The organism is Kitasatospora sp. NPDC088783 (assembly GCF_044750705.1).
GTDB lineage: Bacteria > Actinomycetota > Actinomycetes > Streptomycetales > Streptomycetaceae > Kitasatospora > Kitasatospora fiedleri.
The window spans coordinates 1-5,176 of sequence record NZ_JBIVKJ010000040.1 but is presented as its reverse complement, the minus strand read 5'-3'; the positions used below and the strand labels follow the sequence as shown (position 1 = coordinate 5,176).

The window sequence follows — 5,176 nt, the reverse complement described above, 5'->3', positions numbered from 1 at the left end:
CGACGATCTTGGCGGAGGTGGTGGCGCGGCTGGGGGCGGCGGCCGCGTTAGAGCTTGCGAAGTCCACTGAGGACCCTTTCGAGCAGCGTGACGTCGGGCTGGTTGCCGGATTCGCCGCCGGCTGCGGGCTGGTGAATGGCGACCAGGCCGGCCTCGGCCAGGTCCGCCACGAGGATGCGGGCCACGCCCAGCGGGAGGCCGAGCAGCGCGGAGATCTCGGCCACCGACTTCACGTCGGAGCTGCACAGCGCGCAGATCCGCTGGTGCTCGGGCAGCAGGGTGGTCATCCGGGCCTGGTCGACCGCGGCGGAGACCAGGGCCTCCAGCGCGAGTTCGTAGCGCGGCCGGGTGCGTCCGCCGGTCATGGCGAAGGGCCGGATCAGCGGCTCGGCGTCCTCCTCCTCGTCGGCGTACTCCTCGACGTGGCCGGGCTGCTGCTCCTCGTAGCGGTGCGGCAGGCCGGGGTCGGGGAACGAGTCGGCACCGGGGTGGGCCTGGCCGTATCCGTCCGGCTGCTGGTACCAGCGCGGATCGGACTGCGGGGGCAGGTACGACTGGCCACCGTTGAACTGCGGCGCGTACTGCGGCTGCTGACCGTGGCCGACGCCGGGAACCCCGAAAGCGTCGTGGCCGGAGCCCGCGTACGGGGCGCCGTACTGGCCACTGTGGTCGGGCGGTGTCACGGTTCATCTCCTCAAAGGGTGCGGCGGTGCGTTGCTGGCCGCGTCGCCGGGGAGCGCCGTGGCCGGTGGTGCGAAGGCCGTACAACGCCCGGTCCCGAGGCCGCCGAAGCGACCTCGGGACGGGCAATGAGGTCTTTCGAATACCAGGACGGTATCCGACGAACCGTCAGTGCAGGAGACTGCCCTGGAGTTCGGCCCGCAGCGCGGGCGTCAGGACCGCGCCGGCGCGGTCCACGAGGAGGGCCATCTCGTAGCCGACGAGACCGATGTCGGAGTCCGGCGAGGCGAGGACCGCGAGCGCGGAGCCGTCGCTGACCGCCATCAGGAACAGGAAGCCCCGCTCCATCTCGACCACGGTCTGGGTCACGTCGCCGCCCTCGAAGATGCGGCTGGCGCCGGAGGTCAGCGAGGTCAGTCCGGAGGCGACGGCGGCCAGCTGGTCGGCGCGGTCCCGGGGGAAGCCCTCCGACATGCACAGCAGCAGACCGTCGGCGGAGACCACCACGGTGTGGGACACCCCGGGGGTGTTGTCCACGAAATTGGTGATCAGCCAGTTCAGGTTCTGTGCGGCCTGGCTCATCTGGGTCAACTCAACGCTCCTGCTGGTTCGAGCCGCCGAAGAGATCGGTGCTGCTGTTGTGCGGTTCATCACCGTACGCCCCCTGGTCGGGGTCGATCCGGAAACTACCGGTGGTACCGGGGTCGCCGCCGGCCTGGCGGCCCTGCTCGACGCCGCGGCGCAGGTTGGTCAGGCGGCCGCGGACCTCGTTCGGGTCCCGGGAGACCTGCGGCCCCTCCTGCGGGGTGGTCCGGGCGTTGCCCGGCACCAGGTTCTGGCGCGGCACCCGGCGCGGCAGGCCCGAGGGGGTCGTGCCGGCCGAGGAGGGCTCGCGGAGCTTCTCCGCGCGCTGCCAGCCGTCGTCGTTCGGCGACTCCCACTCGCTGGGCGCCGCGGTCGGACCGGTCGGCCCGTAGCCGCCCAGCGCCGACACGTCGTGCCCGCGCGGCTCGGCCGACGCCGAGGTGTCCTTCGCGCCGGTGAACCAGTTCGGGGACTCGCCGTCCGCCGCCCGGCCCGCGCCGCCGCCGCCCGCCAGCTGCTGGCCCGGCCGCCGCTGCGGCAGCGCGCCGCCCGGCTGCTGCTCCGCGGCCGGACGGGCCGGCGGCAGGGCCGGCAGCTCCTCCGCGGGGTACGGGTGCCCGGCGGGCTCCTCGTAGCCGTAGTCCTGCTGCTGGTACTCGTCGGCGTACTGGGCCTGCGGGTACTGCCCGTCGGCGTACTGCTGCCCGTCGTACTGCCCGTCGCCGTAGCCCGGCTGGTACGCCTCGGCGTACTGCTGCTCGTCGCCGTAGCCGGCCTGCTGCGGGTACGGCCCGGGGGCGTACGGCTCGTCGGCGTACTGCGCGGGCGCGTACGGGTCGGCGGGGTAGCCGTAGGCGTCGCCCTGCGGGGCCTGCTGCGGCTCGAAGGGCCGGCCGTAGGCGTCCGCCCCGGGGCGCCGGTACGGGTCGTCCTGGGGGCGCTGGTAGCCGCCCGCGTCCGGCTCCGGGTACTGCTCCCGGTAGCCGTCCTCCGGGTGGCCCGGCTCGCCGTAGGGCGACTCCAGGACCTCCGCCTCCATCGGCTCCTCGGCGGCGCTCGGGCCGGCCTCCAGGGCGGCCCGGCGGCGCTCCTCCAGGCGCTGGGAGCGCTGCATGGACTCCAGCGCGGGGGAGAAGCCGTTGCCGGGCACGGCGCCGCGGGCGGGCAGGTGGTCGTCGAAGCCGAGTTCGGCGGCGGTGCGCTCCTGGCCCTCGAAGGCCCACTCGGCGGCCGGCTCCTGCTCGGCGAAGATCCGGGAGACCGTGAACTCCTCGGCCTGCGGCTCCGGCGCCATCATGCCCAGCTGGGTGAGCTGCTGCGGCAGCATGACCAGCGAGGTGGTGCCGGCCGACTCGCCGGAGGGGCGCAGCTGCACCCGGATGTCGTGCCGCTGGGACAGCCGGCCGACCACGAACAGGCCCATCCGGCGGGAGATGGTGGCGTCGACGGTGGGCGGCTCGGCCAGCTTCTCGTTGATTTCGGCGAAGTCCTCGGCGGTCAGGCCGATGCCCTTGTCGTGGATCTCGACCAGCACCCGGCCGTCCGGCAGCCGGGTCGCGTTGACCAGCACCCGGGTCTGCGGGGAGGAGAACGAGGTGGCGTTCTCCAGCAGCTCGGCGAGCAGGTGGACGAGGTCGGTCACGGCGGGGCCGACCACGTCGGCCTCGGGGATGCCGGCCAGTTCGATCCGCTCGTAGTGCTCCACCTCGGAGGCCGCGGCGCGCAGCACGTCGACCAGCGGCACCGGGGTGTTCCAGCGGCGGCCGGGCTCCTCGCCCGCGAGGACGAGGAGGTTCTCGCCGTTGCGGCGCATGCGGGTCGCGAGGTGGTCCAGCTTGAAGAGGTTCTCCAGCTGGTCCGGGTCGGCCTCGTTGTTCTCCAGGTCGGTGATCAGCGCCAGCTGGCGCTGGATCAGGCCCTGGCTGCGGCGCGACAGGTTGGTGAAGATCGCGTTGACGTTCCCTCGCAGCAGCGCCTGCTCGGCGGCCAGCGAGACGGCCTGCTGGTGGACCTGGTCGAAGGCGCGGGCGACCTCGCCGATCTCGTCCCGGCCGTGCAGCGGGATCGGGCTGACCGAGGTGTCGACCCGTTCCGGGTCGGTCTTGGAGAGCTTGTCGACCAGCTCCGGCAGGCGGTGGTTGGCGATGTCGAGCGCGGCGGTGTTCAGGGTCCGCATGCCGAGGATCATCGAGCGGGCGATGTAGCCGGTGAGCAGACCGGCCAGCACCAGCGAGGCCACCACGATCAGCGAGTTGAGCACCCAGTCGGTGAAGGCCCGGTCCTTGATGCCCTGGGCCTCGCCGACGACCTGGCCGAGCAGGTCGGTCTCGGCGGAGCGCAGCGCGCTCATGTGGCTCTTGGTGGCCTGGTCCCACAGCGGGCGGGTCAGGCCGTCCTTGCCGACCTGGTCGATGATCTTGGCGGCGTTGTCGCCGCCGGCCGAGGTGCTGGACAGCTGGCCGGCGTAGGACATGCCGACCGCGAGCAGGCCGTCCATGGTGGGCAGGCTGTGGCCGTCGGGCATCCGCAGCGGCAGGCGCTGGTCGGCGGTGGCCTGGTCGACCAGGGCGTCCGAGTAGACCTTGAGCTCGGCCTCGTCGGAGGCGGTGTTGAACTCGCTGAGCGCGGTCTGCTCCAGGCGGGAGGCGACCACCAGCGACTGGATCAGGTCCTCGCCCTCGTGGCCGTCCACGCCGCCGACGCCGAGGCCGACGAGCAGCTGGAGCATCAGCGCGCGCTGGGTCGAGGCGGACGCCTTGGCCAGCGACATCGCGTAGATCGCGCGGCCCTTGGAGGTGACGTTGGTGGAGCCGAAGCCGACCGAGTTGTCCACCGCCAGCAGCGGCGCGAAGATCAGCGAGTAGGCGTTGGCGGTCGCGGTCGCGAACAGCTCCGGCTTGTACGCGTTGGCGCGCAGGTGCGGCAGGTACGCCGCCGCCGCCTGGAACTGGTCGTTGCGGCGCGCCATGGTGGCATCGCCCTTGATCGCGTGGAACGCGTCGTTGTAGCCCTTCAGGGCCTCGTCGGTCTTGTCCCGGAGCTTCTTGACCTCGCCCTGGTCGCCCTGCCCGGTGAGCAGCGGCACCAGGGTCTCGTCGCGCTCCTGCTCCAGCGCGTCGGCCAGCTTGGTGGCGGCGCTGGCCAGGTTGGCGATGCGCACCGCCCGGTCGGCCTGGTTGTAGTCGTCCAGCGAGGTGTTGACGCGCAGGCCGCCGAAGACCAGCGCGATGATGACCGGGATGACCAGGATGGCCACCAGCCGGGTCGGCACGCGCCAGTTCAGCGGGGACAGGAAGTCGTACCGGCCGCCGCGGCGCGGGGCCTCCTCGGCGGGTCCGGGGCGCGCGGCCGGCTCGGTGGCGGCGGGGCGGGTCTGCTCGGCGCGCTCGCGCTCCCCGGGCGCGGTGAACGCGGAGAACTGACCGGTGGTCGGGCCGCTACCCGGGTCCTGCTGGCGGGGCTCGGAGCGCCGCTGAGGGGTGACTGGCTGCTTACGCCTCACTCGACAACAACCTCTCGACCGACTGGCGGCCATGGATCTATCCGGCGGCTACCCCCCGGCGGGCCGCGGCCCGCGTGGGTCCTACGGGGTAGCTGGAATTCCAACACGAGCCGGTGGGCCGGACAAACGGCCCCTCCGCCCCGAGCGCCAGGGGTGGAAAACGGACATAACTGGTTGAAATCCCGCAAAGTTCAAGGTCATTGGCGCGGACCGGGTTCGGACGGCTACGCACGGTCAGACCGGCCCGGCAAATGCCTACCGAACTGTTACCGGGGGACGCGAACCATTCCTGGCGCGCGCCCCCCGGCCGGGTCGGGCCTTCATCGGAGTCGGGCGAGGAGGGCGTGTTCGACGAGTGTGATGAGGGCGCTCTTGGCGCTGTCGCGGCGTCGGGCGTCGAGGGTGATG

Annotated in this window: 3 protein-coding genes and 1 pseudogene; all 4 read right to left on the bottom strand. The window is 72.6% G+C overall.

Features of this window, described 5'->3' with window-relative positions; translation table 11 throughout:
- Window positions 1-47: 47 nt before the first annotated feature.
- A complete protein-coding gene (locus tag ACIP60_RS38190; protein ID WP_400694235.1) occupies window positions 48-683 on the bottom strand; it encodes a DUF742 domain-containing protein in 636 nt (211 codons plus the stop codon).
- Window positions 684-849: 166 nt separating this feature from the next.
- The gene (locus ACIP60_RS38185) at window positions 850-1,263 is read right to left on the bottom strand and encodes a roadblock/LC7 domain-containing protein (RefSeq protein WP_014138208.1); all 414 of its coding nucleotides are present in this window, start codon (window positions 1,261-1,263) and stop codon (window positions 850-852) included.
- A 10-nt stretch (window positions 1,264-1,273) separates the two neighbouring features.
- Window positions 1,274-4,768, bottom strand: coding sequence for a nitrate- and nitrite sensing domain-containing protein (locus ACIP60_RS38180; protein ID WP_400694232.1), 3,495 nt, complete (start codon window positions 4,766-4,768; stop codon window positions 1,274-1,276).
- 320 nt (window positions 4,769-5,088) lie between these two features.
- Window positions 5,089-5,176 (bottom strand): annotated as a pseudogene (locus ACIP60_RS38175) (ATP-binding protein); the annotation flags it as partial.